The sequence below is a fragment of the Pseudomonas sp. NFX71 genome, from assembly GCF_048079215.1.
Classification (GTDB): domain Bacteria; phylum Pseudomonadota; class Gammaproteobacteria; order Pseudomonadales; family Pseudomonadaceae; genus Aquipseudomonas; species Aquipseudomonas fluorescens_B.
The window spans coordinates 1,582,355-1,603,135 of the sequence record NZ_CP182230.1 but is presented as its reverse complement, the minus strand read 5'-3'; the positions used below and the strand labels follow the sequence as shown (position 1 = coordinate 1,603,135).

Here is a 20,781-nt window from a genome sequence, read left to right as displayed (position 1 = left end):
ACCATGAAGAAAATCATCCACAACCTTGCGCCCTGGGTGTTGCCGGTTTTGCTGTTGGCGGTGTGGCAGTTGTCAGTGTCGGCGGGCTGGTTGTCGACACGGATCCTGCCGGCGCCGATCGCGGTGATTGAGGCCAGCGTGAGCCTGGTACGCAGCGGAGAAATCTGGACGCACCTGGCGATCAGCGGCTGGCGTGCGGCGCTGGGCTTCACCCTTGGCGGCAGCATCGGACTGGCGCTGGGCTTCATCACCGGTCTGTCGAAATGGGGCGAACGCCTGCTCGACAGTTCGGTGCAGATGATCCGCAACGTGCCGCACCTGGCGCTGATTCCACTGGTGATCCTGTGGTTCGGCATCGATGAGTCGGCGAAGATTTTTCTGGTGGCGCTGGGCACGTTGTTCCCGATCTACCTCAACACCTATCACGGCATTCGCAACGTCGATCCGGCGCTGGTGGAGATGGCACGCAGCTATGGCTTGTCCGGTTTCAGCCTGTTCCGTCAGGTGATCCTGCCGGGTGCATTGCCTTCGATTCTGGTCGGCGTGCGTTTTGCGCTGGGCTTCATGTGGCTGACCTTGATCGTCGCTGAAACCATTTCCGCGAGTGCGGGCATCGGTTACCTGGCGATGAATGCCCGGGAGTTTTTGCAGACCGACGTGGTGGTGCTGGCGATCCTGATGTATGCGGTGCTCGGCAAACTCGCCGACCTCGCAGCCCGTGGACTTGAGCGCGTCTGGCTGCGCTGGCATCCGGCGTATCAGGTTGCCAAGGGAGGTGCAGCATGACCGCTCAACAACCTCCACGCCTGCTGCGCGGTATTCCGCTGGTGGTGCGCAAGCTGCAAAAAACCTTCGGCTCGCGGCAGGTACTGCGTGAGATCGATCTGCACATTCCGGCCGGCCAGTTCGTCGCCGTGGTGGGGCGCAGCGGTTGTGGCAAAAGTACCTTGCTGCGGTTGCTCGCCGGTCTCGACAAACCCACGGGTGGTGAATTGCGCGCCGGTTCCGCACCGCTGGGCGATGCGAGGGAAGACACTCGGCTGATGTTCCAGGAAGCGCGTTTGCTGCCATGGAAAAAGGTCATCGACAACGTCGGCCTCGGGCTCAAGGGCCACTGGCGTCCGCAAGCCTTGGAAGCGCTGGAGTCAGTCGGCCTGGCAGATCGCGCCAATGACTGGCCCGCGGCGCTGTCCGGTGGCCAGAAGCAACGTGTGGCCCTGGCCCGCGCGCTGATCCATCAACCGCGGTTGCTGTTGCTCGACGAACCGCTGGGTGCACTGGATGCCCTGACCCGAATTGAAATGCAGCAGCTGATCGAGCGGCTCTGGCAGAAGCACGGTTTTACGGTGTTGCTGGTGACCCACGATGTCAGCGAAGCGGTGGCGATTGCCGATCGGGTGATCCTGATCGAAGAGGGCGAAGTCGGTCTCGACCTGCACGTGGAGCTGCCGCGGCCTCGGGTTCGGGGTTCGCATCGGCTGGCGGCGCTGGAAACCGAAGTCCTCAATCGCGTCCTCGCACTGCCCGGCGAACCACCGGAACCTGAACCTGTTTCACCCTTGCCTACGCAATTGCGTTGGGCTCAATAACTCAAGCCTCATCCAACGACAGGAATCAACATCATGACTATCAAGGCCATCAACGTTCGTAACCAGTTCAAAGGCTCGATCAAGGAAATCGTCCTGGGTGACGTGCTGTCGGAAATCGACGTGCAGACCGCTTCCGGCATTGTCACTTCGGTGATCACCACCCGTTCGGTCAAGGAGCTGGAATTGGTGGTCGGGAGCGAAGTGATTGCGTTTGTGAAATCCACCGAGGTGTCGATCGCCAAGTTGTGATCGCGTGCATTTCGAGCCACCCCGGAGGGTGTGAGCCCTTCGGGGTTTTTCATGGATGAGAATCAGTGAGTTCGGCGGTGCTGCCATCGCGAGCAGGCTCGCTCCCACAGGGATTGTTGTGGTCCACAAATGCTGTGTTCGCTGTGCGAGCCTGCTCGCGATGAGGCCGTCGCAGCCGCCATAGAGATCAGGCTGAAACGGCGCGCTTCGGCAGATACGGCGGCAAATACAACCCCAGATACGCATCAAACACCCGCATCCCTTCCTCGGCCATGCGCGGCGTAATCTGCCCATGCTGTTGCACCGAGCGTGCATACACCCGATCCCCCAATTCCATGGCCAGCGCAAACACATCAACGTCTGTCGGCAGCGTCGGCAGTTCGAAGTGATGATCGAACAGCTTGTGCATCAGGTCGCCCAATTCGATGTCGTGCTGACGGTCAGCCTGGGTGACTTCGGTCAGGCCATGCTGGGCGAGGATCAACTGGCGGGCGGCGGCGTCCTCGTCGTAGATCGCGAGCATCCGTTGTTCCACCAGCCGCGACAGGTCGCGCCAGCCGTCGAGGGCGCCGTGGTCGATGGGCGCTTGCAGGCAGGCGCGGAAAGCGGCGTGGACGTCGGCGGTCAGCGCTTCGAGCAGGGCCGGGACACTGGCGAAAAAGTGGTAGACGGAGGAGGGCGGGATCTCCGCGCGTTCGGCGACACTGTAGATCGACAGGCTGGCCACACCTTCGGCAGCCAGCAGCGTGCGGGCGGCATCGAGTATCGAATCGATCCGGGCCTGGCTGCGGGCGCGGGGTTTGCGAATGGTGGCGGTGCGCGTCATTGGAGTCCTCCTGCGGGGCAGCGGGCATTGTACGCAGAGCGGGCAGATGTTCCATATCCCCTGTGGCGAGGGAGCTTGCTCCCGTTGGAGGCCGAAGGACTCCCTGTAACAGCGATACGGTTCTGTCAGACACACCTCATTGACTGTTTTGGGGCCGCTTCGCAACCCGGCGGGAGCAAGCTCCCTCGCCACAGGTTTGATGTTGGCCATAAAAAAACGCCGCAGGCTTCAATAGCCGGCGGCGTTGTTTTTACTGCAACCGCTTAAACGGTATGCAGATACCAGTTGTACTCAAGGTCGGAGATGGAGTGTTCGAACTCCTCCAGCTCACTTTCCTTGCAGGCCACGAAGATATCGATGTACTTCGGATCGATGTACTTGGCCATGACTTCGCTGTCGTCCAGCTCGCGCAACGCATCGCGCAGGTTGTTCGGCAGGCTTTGCTCGTTCTGCTCGTAGGAGTTGCCTTCCACGGGTGCGCCCGGCTCGATCTTGTTGGTCAGGCCGTGGTGCACGCCTGCCAGGACCGAAGCCATCAACAGATACGGGTTGGCGTCGGCACCGGCTACACGGTGCTCGATGCGCACGGCATCGGAAGAACCGGTCGGCACGCGGATCGCTACGGTGCGGTTGTCCAGGCCCCAGCACGGCGAGTTCGGCACGTAGAACTGTGCGCCGAAACGACGGTAGGAGTTGACGTTCGGGCAGAGGAAAGCCATCTGCGCCGGCAGGGTCTCGAGCACACCGCCGATCGCGTGACGCAGTGCGGCGTTCTGCTCGGGATCCTCGCTGGCAAAAATGTTTTTGCCATCTTTATCAAGAATCGAAATGTGTACATGCAGACCGTTGCCCGCCTGGCCCGGGTAAGGCTTGGCCATGAAGGTGGTGTCCATTTCATGGTCGTAGGCGATGTTCTTGATCAGTCGCTTGAGCAGGACCGCGTAGTCGCAGGCCTTGATCGGGTCGGCCACGTGGTGCAGGTTCACTTCGAACTGCGCCGGGGCACTCTCCTTGACGATCGCGTCGGCAGGGATGCCTTGCTCTTTCGCACCTTCCAGAATGTCCTGGAGGCAGTCGACGTATTCGTCGAGGTCGTCGATCAGGTACACCTGAGTCGAATGCGGGCGTTTGCCGGAAATGGGCGAACGTGGAGGTTGCGGACGACCGTTCACGTTTTCCTGGTCGATCAGGTAGAACTCAAGCTCAAAGGCGGCGCAGATGGTCAGGCCCATCTCGTCGAACTTGGTCACGACCTGACGCAGGACTTCGCGAGGATCGGCGAAGAAAGGGTCACCTTCGAGTTCGTGCATGGTCATCAACAGTTGCGCGGTCGGGCGCTTCTGCCAGGGCTCATTGCACAGGGTGTCAGGGATTGGATAGCAGATTCGGTCAGCATCGCCGATGTCCAGGCCCAGGCCGGTGCTTTCCACCGTCGAGCCATTGATATCCAGAGCAAATAGAGAGGCCGGCAGGTTGATGCCTTTCTCGTAAACCTTGTGGAGACTGGTGCGTTCAATGCGCTTGCCGCGCACCACACCATTCATATCCGCAATCAGAAGGTCAACGTACAGAACCTCAGGATGTTCCTTAAGGAACGCGTTCGCTTCGTTAAGCTGAACGGCACGCGGGGGTACCGACATGATGCAACACCTTTGTTGTTAAAAATATCAATCATTGATCTCTTCGGGTTTCAGTCAACCCGAACGGCATGCCGAAGTCAAGCGAGGCCTTTTTTGCCCTAAAAAAGCGCCCATGAGGCTTTTTTGAGGCACTTTGGGGCGTTTTTATGCCTTTGAGCGCTTTACCGGCCGCGGGCTTGAGCGGGCCGTGTTGTATTTTTTACGGGGGTGTTGTGTAAAAAAATGAACAAGGCTAAGCTCGATTCAAACCCATAACAGCAATAATACCGGGGTGCTTCATGTCTCGCCTGCCGTTAATCGGCGTCACCATCTGCTCCAGGCAGATCGGTCTGCATGCTTATCACATCAGTGGCGATCGTTACGTCCACGCCAGGGCCCGTGTTGCCCAAGGCGTGTCGTCGACTTCTCTTTCCCCGGCGAACCGGCTGGCTCCGTCCGATATTCTGGACGGTCAGCACGACATTCTCTTTACGAGTTGCCCTTCCAATATAGAACCGTTTTACCTTGGCAGCCCGTGCAACGTGTCGGCCGCTGCTCATGATTCTGCACGCCCTGATCTTCTCTTGCTCACCCTGCCATTACCCGAGTGGGTGGTTGTGCGCGGCAATTGCAATGGCAATCTGTACCAAGCGACGCCCACGCGTCAAACAACGCCTGACTTATAAGAGTCAGGAAACTCAGCCTAAGAGGCATTTATGAGTAACAACCTCGACCAGCTCACCGATTGGTTGAAAGACCACAAGATCACAGAAGTCGAATGCATGATCGCCGACTTGACCGGGATCACCCGGGGCAAGATTTCGCCGACCAACAAGTTCATTGCTGAAAAAGGCATGCGCCTGCCCGAGAGCGTTCTGTTGCAGACCGTGACCGGCGACTATGTCGAAGACGACATCTATTACGAACTGCTCGACCCGGCGGACATCGACATGATCTGCCGGCCCGATCAGAACGCGGTTTACCTGGTGCCTTGGTCCATCGAGCCGACCGCCCAGGTGATTCACGACACCTACGACAAGCAAGGCAACCCGATCGAGCTGTCGCCGCGCAACGTGCTCAAGAAAGTGTTGAAACTCTATGCCGACAAAGGCTGGCAGCCGATCGTGGCGCCGGAGATGGAGTTCTACCTGACCAAGCGCAGCGACGACCCGGACTATCCGTTGCAACCGCCGATTGGCCGTTCCGGTCGCCCGGAAATCGGTCGTCAGTCGTTCTCGATTGAAGCGGCAAACGAATTCGATCCGCTGTTCGAAGACGTCTACGACTGGTGCGAACTGCAGGAACTGGACCTCGACACGCTGATCCACGAGGACGGCACGGCGCAGATGGAAATCAACTTCCGTCACGGCGATGCCCTGTCCCTGGCCGACCAGATCCTGATCTTCAAGCGCACCATGCGCGAAGCGGCGCTCAAGCACGATGTGGCGGCCACGTTCATGGCCAAGCCCATGACCGGCGAACCGGGCAGCGCGATGCACTTGCACCAGAGCATCATCGACATCGAAACCGGCAAGAACGTCTTCTCCAATGAAGACGGGACCATGAGCCAACTGTTCCTGCACCACATCGGTGGCCTGCAGAAACTGATCCCCGAGCTGTTGCCGCTGTTCGCGCCCAACGTGAACTCGTTCCGCCGCTTCCTGCCGGACACCTCGGCACCGGTGAACGTGGAGTGGGGCGAAGAGAACCGCACCGTGGGCCTGCGGGTTCCGGATGCCGGGCCACAAAACCGTCGGGTGGAAAACCGCCTGCCGGGCGCCGACGCCAACCCGTACCTGGCGATTGCCGCGAGCCTGCTCTGCGGTTACATCGGCATGGTCGAAGGCCTGAACCCGAGTGCGCCGGTGGTAGGACGTGGCTATGAACGCCGCAACCTGCGCCTGCCACTGACCATCGAAGACGCGCTGGAACGCATGGAAAACAGCGCGACTATCGAGAAATACCTGGGCAAGAAATTCATCACTGGCTACGTCGCGGTCAAGCGGGCCGAGCATGAAAACTTCAAGCGCGTGATCAGTTCGTGGGAGCGGGAATTCCTGCTCTTCGCCGTCTGATGCGCCGGGCGCCGCTGCACTTGGCGGCGCCCTTCACTGGAATCTTAGGAGAATTCGCATGACCAGCAACAACCCGCAAACCCGTGAATGGCAAACCCTGAGCAACGATCACCACCTGGCCCCGTTCAGCGATTTCAAGCAGCTGAAAGAGAAAGGCCCGCGGATCATCACCAACGCCAAGGGCGTTTATCTGTGGGACAGTGAAGGCAACAAGATCCTCGACGGCATGGCCGGCCTGTGGTGCGTAGCGATCGGCTACGGTCGCGATGAACTGGCGGATGCCGCCAGCAAGCAAATGCGCGAGCTGCCTTACTACAACCTGTTCTTCCAGACCGCTCACCCGCCGGTGCTGGAGCTGGCCAAGGCCATCGCGGACATCGCACCTGAAGGCATGAACCACGTGTTCTTCACCGGTTCCGGTTCCGAAGGCAACGACACCATGCTGCGCATGGTTCGCCACTATTGGGCGATCAAGGGTCAGCCGAAGAAGAAAGTCATCATCAGCCGCAAGAACGGTTATCACGGTTCCACCGTGGCCGGCGCGAGCCTGGGTGGCATGACCTACATGCACGAACAGGGCGACTTGCCGATCCCGGGCATCGTCCACATCGCCCAGCCGTACTGGTTCGGTGAAGGCGGCGACATGACACCGGAAGAGTTCGGTGTGTGGGCGGCCAACCAGCTGGAAGAGAAGATTCTGGAAATCGGCGTGGACAACGTCGGTGCCTTTATTGCCGAGCCGATCCAGGGTGCCGGCGGCGTGATCATTCCGCCAGACACCTACTGGCCGCGCATCAAGGAAATCCTCGCCAAGTACGACATCCTGTTCGTGGCGGACGAAGTGATCTGTGGTTTCGGCCGCACCGGTGAGTGGTTCGGTACCGATTTCTACGACCTCAAGCCCGACATGATGACCATCGCCAAAGGCCTGACGTCCGGTTACATCCCGATGGGTGGCCTGATCGTGCGTGACGAAGTGGTGGCGGTGCTCAACGAAGGCGGGGACTTCAACCACGGCTTCACCTACTCCGGTCACCCGGTAGCGGCCGCGGTAGCACTGGAAAACATCCGCATCCTGCGCGAAGAAAAAATTATCGAGCACGTTCATGCCGAAACGGCACCCTATTTGCAAAAGCGTCTACGGGAATTGAACGATCACCCGTTGGTGGGGGAAGTGCGAGGGGTCGGTCTGTTGGGGGCCATCGAACTGGTTCAGGACAAGGCCACGCGCAAACGTTACGAAGGCAAGGGCGTCGGCATGATCTGCCGTACGTTCTGCTTCGACAACGGCCTGATCATGCGTGCCGTGGGGGACACCATGATCATTGCTCCGCCACTGGTGATTACCAAGGCTGAAATCGATGAACTGGTAACCAAGGCCCGCAAGTGCCTGGACCTGACCCTGAGTGCGTTGCAGGGCTAAGTGCTAGGCTCTGAGCGGGAGTCATGAAACTTTCGCTCAGAGCAGTTCCAAAGGGTGGCCTTTCCTTGAAAGACCGCCTCGGATCTTGCCAGACTAGCCGCGGTTCCAGTTGTCCGGTTTCGGCCGCTGAACAAAGTGGTTCAAAAAAGAAAAAATTTGGAGCATTACGCATGAAGGCATTAGGAAAAAAGCTTGCTGGCAAGACACTCCTCGCCATGTCCCTGATGGGCATAATGGCGGGTGCGGTTCAGGCGGACGACAAGGTGTTGCACGTCTATAACTGGTCCGACTACATCGCTCCGGACACCATCAAGAAGTTCGAAGCCGAGTCGGGCATCAAAGTCGTTTACGACGTATTCGACAGTAACGAAACCCTGGAAGCCAAGTTGCTGGCAGGCAAGTCCGGCTACGACATCGTCGTACCGTCGAACAACTTCCTGGCCAAGCAGATCAAGGCCGGCGTTTACCAGAAGCTGGACAAGTCCAAGCTGCCTAACTGGAAGAACCTGAACACTGACCTGCTCAAAGCGGTATCGGTGAGCGACCCGGGCAACGAGCACGCCTTCCCGTACATGTGGGGTTCGATCGGTATCGGCTTCAACGCCGAGAAGGTCAAGGCTGCGCTGGGTGCCGATGCGCCAACCAATTCCTGGGACCTGCTGTTCAAACCTGAAAACGCCGCGAAGTTGAAATCGTGCGGGATCAGTTTCCTCGATTCGCCAACCGAAATGATTCCGGTGGCGTTGCACTACCTGGGCTATCCAACCGACAGCCAGGACAAAAAACAACTGGCCGAAGCCGAAGCACTGTTCCTGAAGATTCGTCCTTCGGTGGGCTACTTCCACTCGTCCAAGTACATCTCTGACCTGGCCAACGGCAACATCTGCGTAGCCGTGGGTTATTCGGGTGACATCTACCAGGCCAAGTCCCGCGCGGCTGAAGCCGGTGACAAGGTGAAAGTCAGCTACAACATTCCGAAAGAAGGTGCCGGCAGTTTCTATGACATGGTCGCCATCCCTAAAGATGCCGAAAACGTCGAAGGCGCCTACAAGTTCATGACCTTCCTGCAGAAGCCGGAAGTCATGGCCGAAATCACCAACGCCGTGCGTTTCCCGAACGGTAACGCGGCCGCCACCCCATTGGTCGAAAAAGAAATCACCGATGATCCAGGCATCTACCCGCCAGCGGACGTGCTGGCCAAGCTGTACGCGATCGCCGACTTGCCGGCCGCGACCCAGCGGATCCTGACTCGCAGCTGGACCAAGATCAAATCGGGTAAATAAGCCGGTTTGAGGTAACAACCTGTTGTCGTCGCCTGCGCGGTGACGGCAGCAGGTGTAATTAAATGACAGAAAGTTTTGCTGGAACGGTTTTTCGAGGGTAAGTTGCGCGCCGGTTTTGTTGCTGGGCAGCTACGACTGTCATGTAACGCGGGGCAACTTGGGCCCAACTAATTTTAGAGGACCTCCACTTGCCTATTTCTTCTTTGCTGCGCAATGCCCTGCTGGTCGGCGTCGGGCTGACATTCGCTGTCAGCGCCCAGGCCGCCGGCACTGTGCATATTTATAACTGGTCGGATTACATCGGCGAGACCACCCTGGCCGATTTCCAGAAAGAGACCGGCATCAAGCCGGTGTATGACGTGTTCGACTCCAACGAAACCCTGGAAGGCAAGTTGCTCGCCGGGCGTACCGGTTATGACGTGGTCGTGCCGTCCAACCACTTCCTTGGCAAGCAGATCAAGGCCGGTGCGTTCCAGAAACTCGACAAGTCGAAGTTACCGAACTACTCGAACCTCGACCCTGTGTTGCTCAAGCGTCTGGAGCAGAACGATCCGGGCAACCTGTACGCCGTGCCGTACCTGTGGGGCACCAACGGCATCGGTTACAACGTCGACAAGATCAAGGCTGTACTGGGCGTCGACAAGATCGATTCCTGGGCGGCGGTATTCGAGCCGGAGAACATCAAGAAGCTGCACAGTTGCGGCGTGGCGTTCCTCGACTCCGCCGATGAAATGATGCCCACCGTCCTCAATTACATGGGCCTCAATGCCAACAGCACCAACCCCGAAGATTACAAGAAGGCGGAAGCCAAGTTGCTGGCCGTGCGGCCTTACGTGACCTACTTCCACTCCTCCAAATACATCGCGGACCTGGCCAACGGCGACATCTGTATCGCCATCGGTTTCTCCGGCGACATGTTCCAGGCCCGCAACCGCGCGGCGGAAGCGAAGAAAGGCGTGAACATCGCCTACTCGATTCCGAAGGAAGGCGGCGCGCTGTGGTTCGACATGCTGGCGATTCCAAAAGACTCGGCCAACGTCAAAGAGGCGCACGCGTTCATCAACTATTTGCTGAAACCTGAGGTGATCGCCCAGGTCAGTGATTACGTCGGCTACGCCAACCCTAACCCGGGGTCGGACACACTGATGGAACAGTCCATTCGCACCGACGAAGCGGTTTATCCACCGCAGGCAGTCCTCGACAAGACTTACGTGTCGATCGAGCTGCCACCAAACATTCAACGTTTGATGACCCGCAGCTGGACCAAGGTCAAGTCGGGCAAATAGCTTCAAGGCTCAAACTATCCAAGGTTGGCTCACCTTGAGCGAACTGCACTCTTTTTTTCTGGGAGTTTCGTAAATGGCAGTTGCCTCCGGCGCCTATAAGAAAGCCCTCGAGGGCGACCAGTCACCTAAACAGGTGCTGGTCAAAATCGACCGGGTCACGAAGAAGTTCGACGAGACGATTGCCGTGGACGACGTGTCCCTGGAAATCAAGAAAGGCGAGATTTTCGCCCTGCTCGGCGGTTCGGGATCGGGCAAATCCACGTTGCTGCGCATGCTCGCAGGTTTCGAGCGGCCCACGGAGGGGCGCATTTTCCTCGATGGCGTAGACATCACCGACATGCCGCCGTACGAGCGGCCGATCAACATGATGTTCCAGTCCTACGCCTTGTTCCCGCACATGACCGTGGCGCAGAACATCGCCTTCGGCCTCAAGCAGGACAAGCTGCCGGCGGCTGAAGTCGATGCTCGCGTGGCGGACATGCTCAAGCTGGTTCAGATGACGCAGTACGCCAAGCGCAAACCGCATCAGTTGTCCGGTGGCCAGCGTCAGCGTGTGGCTCTGGCGCGTTCGCTGGCCAAGCGACCGAAGTTGCTGCTGCTCGACGAACCGATGGGTGCGCTGGACAAGAAACTGCGCTCGCAAATGCAGCTGGAACTGGTCGAGATCATCGAGCGCGTCGGCGTAACCTGCGTCATGGTGACCCACGACCAGGAAGAGGCCATGACCATGGCCGAGCGCATCGCGATCATGCACCTGGGCTGGATCGCCCAGATCGGCAGCCCGATCGACATCTACGAAACCCCGACCAGCCGTCTGGTCTGCGAGTTCATCGGCAACGTCAACATCTTCGACGGTGAAGTGATCGATGACGCCGAAGGTCACGCCATCATCACCTGCAAGGACCTGGACCGGCAGATTTACGTGGGGCACGGCATCAGCACCTCGGTGCAGGACAAGTCGGTGACCTACGCGATCCGTCCGGAAAAACTGCTGGTGACCCCGACCATGCCGACCTGCGAATACAACTGGTCCAGCGGCAAGGTGCATGACATCGCCTATCTCGGCGGGCACTCGGTGTTCTACGTCGAATTGCCGAGCGGCAAGATCGTCCAGTCGTTTGTCGCCAACGCCGAGCGCCGTGGCCAGCGCCCGACCTGGGGTGACCAGGTTTACGTGTATTGGGAAGACGACAGCGGCGTGGTACTTCGCTCATGAACATGCGCAAATTCAAACGCCGCCTCAATCGAATAATTCCCGGTGGCCGTCAGCTGGTCATCGGGGTTCCGTTCATCTGGCTGTTCCTGTTCTTCATGCTGCCGTTCTTCATTGTCCTGAAGATCAGCTTCGCCGAAGCCGACGTGGCCATTCCGCCGTACACCGAGATCTACAACTTCGTTGACCAGAAGCTGCAGGTGCTACTCAACCTCGGCAACTACGCGATGCTGGCCGGCGACGAGTTGTACATCGCTGCCTACCTCGGTTCGTTGAAGATGGCGCTGATCAGCACCATCCTCTGCCTGCTGATCGGTTATCCGATGGCCTACGCCATTGCCAGTGCCCGTAAAGAGATGCAAACGGTGCTGGTGCTGCTGATCATGATGCCGACCTGGACCGCGATCCTGATCCGCGTTTATGCGTGGATGGGCATCCTCAGCAACAACGGCCTGCTCAACGGTTTCCTGATGACCATGGGCTGGATCGACGAGCCGCTGCAGATTCTCAACACCAACCTGGCCGTGTATATCGGCGTGGTTTATTCGTACCTGCCGTTCATGATCCTGCCGCTCTACGCCAACCTGGTGAAGCACGACAGCAGTCTGCTGGAAGCGGCGTCCGACCTCGGTTCAAGTACGTTCAACAGCTTCTGGAAGATCACCATTCCGCTGTCCAAGAACGGCATCGTCGCCGGTTGCATGCTGGTGTTCATTCCGGTGGTGGGTGAGTTCGTGATCCCGGAACTGCTCGGCGGTCCGGAAACCCTGATGATCGGTAAAGTGCTGTGGCAAGAATTCTTCAACAACCGTGACTGGCCGGTGGCCTCTGCCCTGGCGGTGGTGATGCTGGCGATCCTGATTGTGCCAATCATCCTGTTCAACCGTAGCCAGGCCAAAGAAATGGAGGGCAAGGAATGAAGCGCTTCCGTTTCTCGAGTTTCATGCTGATCGCCGGTTTGCTGTTCATCTATGCGCCGATGCTGATCCTGGTGATCTACTCGTTCAACGCCTCGAAACTGGTGACGGTGTGGGGCGGCTGGTCGATCAAGTGGTATGTCGGCCTGATGGACAACACCCAACTGATGGGCTCGGTGGTGCGCTCGCTGGAAATCGCCTGCTACACGGCGATTGCGGCGGTGGCGCTGGGTACATTGGCGGCGTTCGTCCTGACCCGGATCACCCACTTCAAGGGCCGCACGCTGTTCGGCGGCCTGGTCACCGCGCCGTTGGTGATGCCGGAAGTGATCACCGGTCTGTCGCTGTTGCTGCTGTTCGTGGCCATGGCGCAGATGATCGGTTGGCCACAGGAACGCGGCATCGTCACCATCTGGATCGCCCACACGACGTTCTGTGCGGCGTATGTGGCGGTGGTGGTGTCGGCGCGCTTGCGTGAGCTGGACCTGTCCATCGAAGAGGCGGCCATGGACCTTGGCGCGCGGCCATGGAAGGTGTTCTTTCTGATTACCATCCCGATGATCGCGCCTTCGTTGGGTGCGGGCGGCATGATGTCGTTTGCGCTGTCGCTGGATGACCTGGTGCTGGCGAGCTTCGTGTCGGGGCCGGGGTCGACGACCTTGCCGATGGAAGTGTTCTCGGCGGTGCGTCTGGGTGTGAAGCCTGAAATCAACGCCGTGGCCAGCCTGATTCTGCTGGCGGTGTCGCTGATGACCTTCCTGGTCTGGTTCTTCAGCCGTCGCGCCGAAGAAGCCCGCAAGCGTGCGATTCAGCAGGCCATCGAAGAAAGCGCCGCCGACTCCTGGAAGCAACCGGACGTGCGTCGCGCACAACAGGCGCCGGAAGCGGCTTAACAGCAAAAGATCGCAGCGTGCGGCAGCTCCTACATTCCCATGTAGAAGCTGCCGCACGCTGCGATCTTTTGATTTTTTAGTTCAGGAAACCCAAGGCGACTTGCGGATGATCTCGACGAAGTTCATCGGCTTGAAGCCCGGTTCGCTGTCCACCAGCACGTCCGCATTCACCGTACCGAACGTGGTATCCGGCTTGTGTTTGAAGCCGTTGGCGAACGCACAAAGAATGCACTCCTTGAACCCTTCACCCCGCGGATGCGCGTGCACCACCGCTTCGCGCTGCACGGTGGGGAACGCCGCGTAGTCGATACCCAGCACGTCCATTTCAACACCCGCGGTTACCAGCGCCACGTTTGGACGCAGATGTTGTGGCACGCCCGGTGTGGTGTGCAGGGCGATCGACAACCACACTTGCTCGAGGTCGTCATCGCTCAGTCCGTAAGGTTGGAGGAACGCTTTGGCGGCGTTGGCGCTATCGACTTCGAAGCGTTCGTCGTCCGTGCGATGGCCTTCCACCAGACCCAGGTCATGGAACATGGCGCCGACGTACAACAGCTCGGGGTTGTAGGCCAGTTGCTTGCGTTCACCGCTGAGCGCGCCGAACAGAAACACCCGGCGCGAGTGGTGGTAAAGCAGGTCGGATTCGACGTCGCGAATGTATTCCGTGGTGGCTCGGGCCAACGCGCTGTCAGGGATTTTGATACCGGCGATGGTGTTGCTCATGGTGGTGTCCTCGTGGCGAACGCCGTGGCGGCGCTGATGGGACAAGTCTGTTCCGGCCGCCAAGACCGGACAATCGATCCATGGCTGCGATCCTTGCCAATGAGCATGCATATCGCGCCAGCCTCGCTTGTTGGGCGTGGATTGGCTACGGTGAGTCGCAGCGAGGAAGCTATTTGTGGCGAGGGAGCTTGCTCCCGCCGGGCCGCGAATCGACCCCAATAACTGCAACCGAATTCCGTCAGGCACACCGCATCCGATGATTTTGCGACGGCTTCGCAGTCGAGCGGGAGCAAGCTCCCTCGCCACAGGCATACGTGATCCTTAGAGGCGTTTTGAACCATGAGTAAAACCGTTGCCATCGTGGTCTTCGCTGGCGTCCAGTCCCTGGACGTCACCGGTCCCATGGATGTGTTTTCCGAGGCCAATCGTTTCCTGGCGCCGGAGGATCACTATCGGCTGGAGGTGATTGGCGTCGAGCGCGGGATGATGCCGTGTTCCAACGGTTTGTCGCTCAACGCCCATCGGCATTTCAGCGAGGCGCTGGAGGCGTACGACTTGTTGCTGGTGGCCGGAGGACCGCAGTTGCCCTTCATGGATTTCGGCGCAGCCTTCGATGCCTGGCTGCGGGATGCCAGCGCACTGGCGCAACGTTTCGGCTCGATCTGCAACGGCGCGTTCATGCTCGCCCGCGCCGGGTTGCTCGAGGGGCGAACCGTGACGACTCATTGGGGCGATGCCGCGGCGCTCGCTGCGTTGTGTCCTTCGACTCAGGTCGAGGCTGATCGCCTGTACGTGCAGGACGGTGAGCTGTACACCTCGGCCGGCGTCACCGCGGGAATCGATCTGTCGTTGTACCTGCTGGCCCGGGATCACGGGCCGGAAGTTGCACTGAATGTGGCCAAGCGGCTGGTGGTGTTCACCCAGCGTTCGGGCGGACAGTCACAGTTCAGCCCATTCCTGACACCCCACGCCGAACCGACGTCGGCGGTGGCGATGGTTCAGCATTACGTACTGGCCAACCTGACCGGCGATCTGACCATTGCCGACCTGGCCAACGCGGCCAACATGAGCGCGCGCAACTTTTCCCGGGTGTTTGCCAAAGAGGCGAAAGTCACCCCGGCGGAATTTGTCGAACGGGCGAGGGTGGATGCCGCGCGGGTGATGCTGGAAAGCACATCGGCGCCGCTGAAGACCGTGGCCTACCAGTGCGGATTTCGTGATGCCCAGCACATGCGCAGCGTGTTCAATCGCCGGTTGGGCGTGACACCGCAGCAGTTCAGGTTGAATTTTTCGGCAATGGTTTGAGGCATGAATATGCGTCGCTCTTGCCGGCCTCATCGCTAGCAGGCTAGCTGTGATCTCTCTGTAGGTTGTTCACTCGGGGCTTTTCCGGGAAATTGGAGGTGCGAACCAAACCAAGCACCCGGAGGCCCCGAGTGAACGCTCATAAAAATGCCCGATTAACCGTTTCCGGTCGAGCCCTTCTTGTTCAACGAATCCTTAAGGAAGGCCTGAGACCTGTTGAGGTAGCTCAGTCTCAAGGAGTCAGTGTTCGCACTGCCTACAAGTGGCTTAATCGCTATCGAGCTGAAGGCGAGGAAGGACTGCAGGATCGTTCGTCCCGGCCCAAGTTCTGTCCGCATGCGCTTCCTGAGATGCGCCAGGAACAAGTGCTTGAGCTACGTCGCCAGCGAAAAACCTATCGCCAAATCAGCCAGGACTTGAAGGTGGGACACAGCACTGTGGGCAGGTTATTGAGCCGTAACGGCCTCAACCGTTTGGCATACCTGGAGCCGCCACCGCCAGTGATTCGCTACGAATATTCTCAGCCCGGAGGTCTGCTTCACCTGGACATCAAGAAGCTGGGGCGTTTTAACAAACCAGGTCATCGAGTGACACGAGACCGCCTAAAAGGCCGCTCTTACCATGTCGGTTGGGAATACGCCCATGTTGCCATCGACGATAACAGTCGAGTGGCACACAGCGGTTTGTACGCAGACCAAAGTGGGCGTAGCGCCTGCCTCGCGCTGATCCGGGCCCTGCGCTACTACGCAAGCCTTGGCGTTTGCTTCGAGCGGGTAATGACCGATAACGGCCCTTGCTACAAGTCCGGACGTTTCAAGCGTCTATGTCGACGGCTGGGGCTTAAACACATCTATACCAAACCTTACACACCACGAACGAATGGCAAGGCAGAGCGATTTATCCAAACCGCTCTGCGCGAATGGGCCTACGCCAGAAGTTACGAAAGCTCAGACCAACGTGCGACCTACCTGACGTCGTGGTTGCACGAGTACAACTGGCATCGCCCGCATGCCAGCCTGAGTTATTTGCCACCAATTAGCCGAATAGCATCCGTGAACAACGTGGTGGGTTTACACAGCTAGCTCCCACACTGGATCTGCGTGCTGGGAGCTAGCCTGCTAGCGATGAGGCCAGTCCAGCCAATACGAATCTACTGCGCAGCCCGCGCCGGCAATAGCTTCAACGTGCTCCGTGTATTGGCCGTCACTTCCTCATCATTGAGATGCGCCTGGAAGTACATCCCTTCGACATACGCCTCCGCCTGATCCTCGTAATGCCGGTCAAACGGCACACCACTCTGGCCCACCGGGTTCACGGTCAGGCTGTGCGCCGGGTCGGCGAAATCGATCAGGCGCCGGGTCGATGGCCCATACGTGACCGGCCATGGCGCCGGCCCGATTTTGGCCGAGAGGTTGTTTGGCACTTCATGGGTACCGGGCGCCGCGAACGGCCCGACATTGAAAATCCGGTCCAGCGGCTTCTGCTGCCCCAGTGGATGACCATGGGTCAGCGTATGCGCCTTGCCCCACTGCCATTGCGCGAAATCCGCACCCAGGGTGGTTTTGAGGTGAGCAATGCTCGCTTGCCACGCCACCCTGACCGTATCGGCGCGCGTTTCCTTGCCGAGGGTGTTGCGGTTGTCCCACCACGGCGAATCAGCGTTCGCCGCCAGACGAGGCAGCGCAGCGTCGATCACCCGCGTCGAAAGCAGCGTTTCGAAAAAGTCGTTGCCCAGTTCATCGTGCATCGATGCGTCGGCGAGGTTGAACAGGAGCTGGTTGAACAGCGTGGCGCTGGTTGAATCCAGCGGGTAATCACCTTTCCACTGAGCCAGTTGCTCCACCAGTTTGAGTTCGGCGGAGTCGCTCACCACTTCACGCAACACCGGCAACAATGGCGCGAGCAAGCGCGGGCCGTAAGCAGTGGTGGTGCCCAATTGCAACTTCTGGCTGGTCTCCAGATCCCACTTGACGGTTTTGTCGCCGAGCTGGCGATTGAGCTGCTGACCTCGATCGGCGAGGTTGTAGTAACCGGGAATCTCCATGCCGGTCGGCGACACGGGCTGGAAGTTGGCCGAGACGATGTAGCCCCGTGCCGGGTTCTCTTCCTGGGGGTTGGCGCTGAAGGGGTAGAAGCCGTCCTTGTCCGATTCGGCGCTGCTGCCGTCAAGGATGAACCAGGGCCGAACACCGGCGGGCCGTTTCGGCAATTGCGCCGCTGCCCACCAGCCGATGTCGCCCTTGGCATTGGCCCAAACGATGTTCAGGCCGGGTGCCTGGACCTTGGCGGCGGCACTGCGCGCCTTGGCCAGGGTGTCGGCGCGGTTGAGCTGATAAAAACCTTCGAGAATCGGATTCTGGCTTTCGAGAAAGCCCCACCACATGGCAATTGGCGTTTTGCCGACGCTGTTGCCCAGCGCATCGTTGACGATCGGCCCATGGGGCGACTGGCGCAGCACCAATGTCACGGGCGCCTGGCCCTTGACCGCGATCTGCTGCTCGCTGGTGACCATGTCCACCCACTTGCCGCGATACCAGACCTGATTGGGGTTATCCGGGTTGACCTTCTCGGCGATCAGGTCGAGGTCGTCGTTCTGGAACATGGTGATGCTCCAGCCGAAGTCGCGGTTCATCCCCAGCGAGGCGAACGGCATCAACGCCTGATAGTGACCGTAGAGTTCGAAGCCCGGTGCCGAGAGTTGTGCTTCGTACCACACCGACGGTGCGGAAAAGCGGATATGCGGGTCACCCGCCAGCAGCGGCTTGCCGCTTTTGGTGTGGTTGCCGGAGACCACCCAGGCGTTGCTGCCCTCGAACTGTGGCAAGCCGTTGTCTGCCAGCGCCTGCTCGCTCAGGCGGGCGAGGGCGTTGAGGTCCTTCCAGTCGGCGCTGGCGAGGGGTGGCATGACGCCGCCGGGGTTTTTCGCCAGCACGCCTTTGGGCTGCCAATCGAGATCGAAAACGTTCAGGTACTCGGCGCCCAACTGATCGCGCACGTACGTCAGCAACGGTTCAGTACGAAACGCCGCGGCAAAACTGTAGGCCATGTATCCGGCGATGCTGATGGTGTCCTGCGCGGTGAACGGGCGTTTTGATATGCCCAGCGCATCGAACTCGGCGGGTTTTGCATGACCGTTCTGATACTGGTTGATGCCATCCAGATAGGCCTGCATGGCAATGAAAGACGGGGACTGTTTGTCCAGATTGGCGAGGTAGGTTTCGGCGCGTTCGCGAATCCGCAGGCTGCGCATCAGTTTGTCGGTGTCGAGCAGTTTCGGGCCCAGCACTTCGGCCAGTTCACCGCGGGCGAGGCGACGCAGGATTTCCATCTGGAACAGCCTGTCCTGGGCGTGCACATAGCCGAGGGCGCGGTACAGGTCGGTCTCGTTTTCGGCGCGGATGTGCGGGATGCCGCGCTCGTCGTAACGGACGGTGACGGAGCCTTGCAGGTGTTGCAACTCAACCATGCCCTGGCGTGTCGGCTGCTTGCTGTAGACGTACCAGCCGGCGCCTGCGGCGAGCACGACAATCAGCAGGACGAGCGCAGTCAGGAGGCGTTTCATGGTGATTCCTTGTTCTTGTTATGAGTGGCAGCAATTCCCTGGCATCACTGTTTAACACGGCCTGCCGAATCGGCCCATCACCCGTAGGAGGGATTCTTGTTGCCTGACCTGTCGCTACTTTGTTGTATCGACTGGCCACGGGCAGTAACACCCGACTGCCAGGGTGTGCGTGGCATTCACCGCGCGGCCGGCGTTCAACGCTTGCAGGATCGGTTCGATAAAGCTGTTGCTCGAATTGCAGGTCAGGCCTTCGCTGTAAGGGCCGAAGTAGGCGAGCTTGCCGCTGCGATCCCAGATCGCCACGGCCGGGCTGGCCGGGATCTGTTCCGAGCCTGGGAGGACGGTGATGGTTTTCAGGCTGCTCAAGGTGCTGGGCAACTGGCCGTGGCTGCCGGGCTTTTGTACCGCATAGAACTCGACGCCCTGCGCAGCGTACTGCTCGACCAGTTCGCTCAGGTGTTGCTGATTGCCGACGTTGCACGGGCAGGCCGGGTCCCAGAAATGCACGAGGCGGATGGCGCCGGGGCCGGCGAGGGTGTCGGGCAGGCGCAACGGGTCGCCGGAAAATACCGCGGTGTGCTCGCTGAACGCGCGCAGATAGCGTCCCTGAAACCAGTCGTAAGCCGACCACAACACACCGGCACACACGAGGGCGATCAGGCTGGCAAGCAGTGGGGTGCGGTAGGGCAAGCGCATGGGTGTCGATCCTCGAAGGTCGCCCAGCTTGCCATGCTTGCCGCGACAGATGAATATCGCAGGCTTATAAAGTCTGCTTCGTGCTCTGGAATCGCCCATGTCCGCCACTTTCGACCCTGATCATCTGCGTGCCGGCCTGCGCCCTCTGGCCGAGTGGCAGCCGCTGTCCGTGGAGGCGCTGGCGTACCAGCGGTTCTACGGCGTGGATTTTCCGGGGCGTCAGTTGCGCAGGGGCCTGGGGCGTTTCGAGGTGGACGGTTATGAGCTGGTCAGCCAGCTCTGGTGGCCGGAGCGGGCGAAGGCCACGTTGTTTGTGTTTCACGGTTTCTACGATCACACCGGGCTTTACCGGCATGTGATCGAATGGGCCCTGGATCAGGGGTTTGCGGTGATTGCCTGCGACTTGCCGGGGCACGGTCTGTCCAGCGGCGAACGGGCGAGCATCAAGGATTTCGCCGAGTATCAGGACACTCTGCAAGGGCTGTTTGCCGAGGCGCAATCCCTCGATCTGCCGCAACCGTGGCACCTGTGCGGGCAGAGTACCGGTGGCGCCATCGTGATCGATCATGTGTTGAATGAAGGTGCGAACAGCCCGGCACAGGGTCAGGTGATTCTGTTGTCGCCGCTGGTGAGGCCGCGGGCCTGGGGGTGGTCACAGCTCAGTTATTACCTGCTCAAACCTTTCGTCAAAGCCATCGCCCGGCGCTTCAGCGAGAACTCCAACGACCCGGATTTCCTGCCATTCCTGCAAGCCGACCCGTTGCAGCCGCTGCGCCTGCCAACAGCGTGGGTCGGCGCGCTGGCGCGCTGGATCAAGCGCATCGAGGCCGCACCCGGCAGCATGCGCCAGCCGCTGATCGTGCAGGGGCAGGCGGACATGACGGTGGATTGGAAGCACAACCTTGAAGTGTTGAAAACCAAGTTCGATCGGCCGCAGGTGCTGATGTTGCCGCAGGCTCGGCATCATTTGGCGAATGAGACCTTGGCGTTGCGGGGGGAGTATTTCGGGTTTTTGACGAAGCGGATCAAAGGCCGGAATCTTTAGCGTTTGTTCGGGCTTCATCGCGAGCAGGCTCGCTCCCACAGTTGACCGAGTTGCTTGGGAAAACCGGTCTAATGTGT

The 20,781-nt window shown here is 59.6% G+C and carries 19 protein-coding genes; 14 read left to right on the top strand and 5 right to left on the bottom strand.

Going from position 1 to position 20,781, the window contains the following annotated elements:
- Nucleotides 1–3: 3 nt before the first annotated feature.
- The 3 genes from ssuC to ACM1ZW_RS07410 are packed head-to-tail and all read left to right on the top strand — an operon-like array spanning nucleotide 4 to nucleotide 1,838.
- Nucleotides 4–786, top strand: coding sequence for an aliphatic sulfonate ABC transporter permease SsuC (gene ssuC / locus ACM1ZW_RS07420; protein ID WP_416740363.1), 783 nt, complete (start codon nucleotides 4–6; stop codon nucleotides 784–786).
- The gene (gene ssuB, locus ACM1ZW_RS07415) at nucleotides 783–1,589 is read left to right on the top strand and encodes an aliphatic sulfonates ABC transporter ATP-binding protein (RefSeq protein ID WP_416740362.1); all 807 of its coding nucleotides are present in this window, start codon (nucleotides 783–785) and stop codon (nucleotides 1,587–1,589) included. The genes ssuC and ssuB overlap by 4 nt, the downstream gene beginning before the upstream one ends.
- A gap of 33 nt (nucleotides 1,590–1,622) precedes the next feature.
- Nucleotides 1,623–1,838 carry a TOBE domain-containing protein gene (locus tag ACM1ZW_RS07410; RefSeq protein WP_003229256.1) on the top strand — a complete coding sequence of 72 codons (216 nt, stop codon included), beginning with the start codon at nucleotides 1,623–1,625 and terminating at the stop codon, nucleotides 1,836–1,838.
- Between the two features lie 187 nt (nucleotides 1,839–2,025).
- On the opposite strand, the gene ACM1ZW_RS07405 is transcribed toward ACM1ZW_RS07410, so the two are convergent.
- Both ACM1ZW_RS07405 and ACM1ZW_RS07400 read right to left on the bottom strand, forming a co-directional pair.
- Nucleotides 2,026–2,664, bottom strand: coding sequence for a TetR/AcrR family transcriptional regulator (locus ACM1ZW_RS07405; protein WP_017341359.1), 639 nt, complete (start codon nucleotides 2,662–2,664; stop codon nucleotides 2,026–2,028).
- A gap of 263 nt (nucleotides 2,665–2,927) precedes the next feature.
- Nucleotides 2,928–4,304: a glutamine synthetase family protein gene (locus ACM1ZW_RS07400; RefSeq protein ID WP_017341358.1), complete on the bottom strand. Its 1,377-nt coding sequence runs from the start codon at nucleotides 4,302–4,304 to the stop codon at nucleotides 2,928–2,930.
- A 278-nt stretch (nucleotides 4,305–4,582) separates the two neighbouring features.
- Here ACM1ZW_RS07400 and ACM1ZW_RS07395 point away from each other — a divergent pair, with 278 nt between their 5' ends.
- From ACM1ZW_RS07395 to ACM1ZW_RS07360, 8 genes are all read left to right on the top strand, one after another.
- Complete coding sequence (locus ACM1ZW_RS07395; RefSeq protein ID WP_414877914.1) at nucleotides 4,583–4,969, top strand: glutamine amidotransferase; 387 nt, start codon at nucleotides 4,583–4,585, stop codon at nucleotides 4,967–4,969.
- Nucleotides 4,970–4,999: 30 nt separating this feature from the next.
- Complete coding sequence (locus tag ACM1ZW_RS07390) at nucleotides 5,000–6,358, top strand: glutamine synthetase family protein (protein WP_017341357.1); 1,359 nt, start codon at nucleotides 5,000–5,002, stop codon at nucleotides 6,356–6,358.
- A gap of 58 nt (nucleotides 6,359–6,416) precedes the next feature.
- Nucleotides 6,417–7,781 (top strand): aspartate aminotransferase family protein, encoded by a 1,365-nt coding sequence (locus ACM1ZW_RS07385; protein WP_017341356.1) that lies wholly within the window; start codon nucleotides 6,417–6,419, stop codon nucleotides 7,779–7,781.
- 170 nt (nucleotides 7,782–7,951) lie between these two features.
- Nucleotides 7,952–9,064 (top strand): polyamine ABC transporter substrate-binding protein, encoded by a 1,113-nt coding sequence (locus ACM1ZW_RS07380; RefSeq protein ID WP_017341355.1) that lies wholly within the window; start codon nucleotides 7,952–7,954, stop codon nucleotides 9,062–9,064.
- Between the two features lie 188 nt (nucleotides 9,065–9,252).
- On the top strand, nucleotides 9,253–10,350 hold the full coding sequence (locus ACM1ZW_RS07375; protein WP_414877912.1) for a polyamine ABC transporter substrate-binding protein: 1,098 nt from the start codon (nucleotides 9,253–9,255) through the stop codon (nucleotides 10,348–10,350).
- Between the two features lie 73 nt (nucleotides 10,351–10,423).
- The gene (locus ACM1ZW_RS07370; protein WP_017341353.1) at nucleotides 10,424–11,566 is read left to right on the top strand and encodes an ABC transporter ATP-binding protein; all 1,143 of its coding nucleotides are present in this window, start codon (nucleotides 10,424–10,426) and stop codon (nucleotides 11,564–11,566) included.
- A gap of 35 nt (nucleotides 11,567–11,601) precedes the next feature.
- Nucleotides 11,602–12,483, top strand: a complete 882-nt coding sequence (locus tag ACM1ZW_RS07365; protein WP_191635017.1) for an ABC transporter permease subunit — start codon at nucleotides 11,602–11,604, stop codon at nucleotides 12,481–12,483.
- Complete coding sequence (locus ACM1ZW_RS07360) at nucleotides 12,480–13,373, top strand: ABC transporter permease subunit (protein ID WP_052909675.1); 894 nt, start codon at nucleotides 12,480–12,482, stop codon at nucleotides 13,371–13,373. Before ACM1ZW_RS07365 ends, ACM1ZW_RS07360 begins: the two co-directional genes overlap by 4 nt.
- A gap of 81 nt (nucleotides 13,374–13,454) precedes the next feature.
- Here the strand turns inward: ACM1ZW_RS07360 and ACM1ZW_RS07355 are convergent, their stop codons facing one another.
- Nucleotides 13,455–14,096, bottom strand: coding sequence for an HD domain-containing protein (locus ACM1ZW_RS07355; protein ID WP_414877911.1), 642 nt, complete (start codon nucleotides 14,094–14,096; stop codon nucleotides 13,455–13,457).
- A 339-nt stretch (nucleotides 14,097–14,435) separates the two neighbouring features.
- On the opposite strand from ACM1ZW_RS07355, the gene ACM1ZW_RS07350 reads away from it, so the two are divergent.
- Together ACM1ZW_RS07350 and ACM1ZW_RS07345 are read left to right on the top strand one after the other, a co-directional pair.
- Nucleotides 14,436–15,401, top strand: coding sequence for a GlxA family transcriptional regulator (locus ACM1ZW_RS07350; protein ID WP_017341349.1), 966 nt, complete (start codon nucleotides 14,436–14,438; stop codon nucleotides 15,399–15,401).
- A gap of 131 nt (nucleotides 15,402–15,532) precedes the next feature.
- On the top strand, nucleotides 15,533–16,483 hold the full coding sequence (locus ACM1ZW_RS07345; protein ID WP_080995117.1) for an IS481 family transposase: 951 nt from the start codon (nucleotides 15,533–15,535) through the stop codon (nucleotides 16,481–16,483).
- Nucleotides 16,484–16,551: 68 nt separating this feature from the next.
- On the opposite strand, the gene ACM1ZW_RS07340 is transcribed toward ACM1ZW_RS07345, so the two are convergent.
- A complete protein-coding gene (locus ACM1ZW_RS07340; protein ID WP_416740361.1) occupies nucleotides 16,552–18,963 on the bottom strand; it encodes a penicillin acylase family protein in 2,412 nt (803 codons plus the stop codon).
- 114 nt (nucleotides 18,964–19,077) lie between these two features.
- Complete coding sequence (locus tag ACM1ZW_RS07335; RefSeq protein WP_017341347.1) at nucleotides 19,078–19,659, bottom strand: DUF6436 domain-containing protein; 582 nt, start codon at nucleotides 19,657–19,659, stop codon at nucleotides 19,078–19,080.
- A 97-nt stretch (nucleotides 19,660–19,756) separates the two neighbouring features.
- Between ACM1ZW_RS07335 and ACM1ZW_RS07330 the strand changes: the two genes are divergently transcribed.
- Nucleotides 19,757–20,704, top strand: coding sequence for an alpha/beta hydrolase (locus ACM1ZW_RS07330; RefSeq protein WP_017341346.1), 948 nt, complete (start codon nucleotides 19,757–19,759; stop codon nucleotides 20,702–20,704).
- Nucleotides 20,705–20,781: the final 77 nt, after the last annotated feature.